Raw genomic sequence first — 1,264 nt, forward strand, 5'->3', positions numbered from 1 at the left:
GGGACTGCTGCAGGTTTGGTTGACTCGTTCGTTTAGGCCGCGAGTGCGACCTGTGGGTTGATGATCGTCTCGTACTCGATCGGGGTCAACTTCCCCAGACCACGTTGGCGCCGTTTCCGGTGGTAGGTCGCCTCGATCCAGGTGATGATCGCGAGCCGGAGCTCTTCCCGCGTCGCCCAACGTTTCCGGTTCAGGACGTTCTTCTGCAGGAGCGCGAAAAACGATTCCATCGCCGCGTTGTCCGCGCACGCCCCGACCCGCCCCATCGACCCAAGCAGCCCGGCATCGGCCAGGGCGCGGACGAACTTCTTCGACCGGAACTGACTGCCCCGGTCCGAGTGCACGACCGTCCCAATAGGGCTCCGGCGGTGCACTGCCATCTGCACGGCCGCGACGGCGAGCGAGGACCGCATCCGATCACCGATCGAGTACCCCACGATCCGACGCGAGCACGCATCCTTCACCGTGCAGAGGTAGACCTTGCCCTCACCTGTCGGATGCTCGGTGATGTCCGTGAACCACAGACGGTCCAGATCCGGTGCCGTGAACGCGCGTCGGACCCGGTCGTCATGCACCGGCGGCCCCGCCTTCCGGTTCAGGCCCCGCTTTTTCGCGTGCAACGACCACAGCCGCTGCTGCGAGCACAACCGCCACACCCGCCGTTCCGATGCTCGGTGGCCGGCCGCATGAAGGTCGTCCGCGATGAACCGGTACCCGAATGTCGGGTCGTCGCGGTGCGCGTCGATTGCAGCGTCGGTCAGGTGCGCATCGTCCCAGTCGCGCTGCGAGATCGGGTCGGCTCGCCACCGATAGAACGCTTGCTTCGAAAAGCCCAACACCCGGTAGGCCACCGCGACCGGGATCCGGTCTGCGGCGAGTTCGAGGACCAGCGGGTAGATCATTTTGGGAGCTGGGACTGGGCGAAATACGCCGCTGCCCGGCGGAGGATCTCGTTCTCCTGCTCCAGCAGTCGGATCCGTTTCTGCGCTTCCCGCAGCTCGGCTTGCTCGACCGCTTTCACGGACGGCGACGCGCCAGCACTGATGCCGTCGTCGCGGTCGGCCAGCCGCAGCCAGCGGGCCAGGCAGGACTCGGACACACCGAAGTCCTTCGCGACCTGCCGCACCGACGTCTCGCCCTTCCGGGCGACCGCGATCACATCACGGCGGAACTCTTCCGGATACGCCTTCACCATGGCGCACATCCTTCCAGCAGGAGCCAACGCTCCTACCTGTCAGGAGTCAACCAAACCTGCAGCAGTCCC

1 protein-coding gene is annotated in these 1,264 nt (G+C 65.8%); it reads right to left on the reverse strand.

Features of this window, described 5'->3' with window-relative positions:
• Window positions 1–32 precede the first annotated feature (32 nt).
• A protein-coding gene (locus Q9R26_RS18560; protein WP_311228207.1) for an IS3 family transposase occupies window positions 33–1,195 on the reverse strand; the annotation gives its coding sequence in 2 pieces (ribosomal slippage) (window positions 33–910 and window positions 910–1,195; 1,164 coding nt in all).
• Between the last annotated feature and the right edge of the window lie 69 nt (window positions 1,196–1,264).

It is taken from the genome of Curtobacterium sp. BRB10 (assembly GCF_031844325.1).
Classification (GTDB): domain Bacteria; phylum Actinomycetota; class Actinomycetes; order Actinomycetales; family Microbacteriaceae; genus Curtobacterium; species Curtobacterium poinsettiae_A.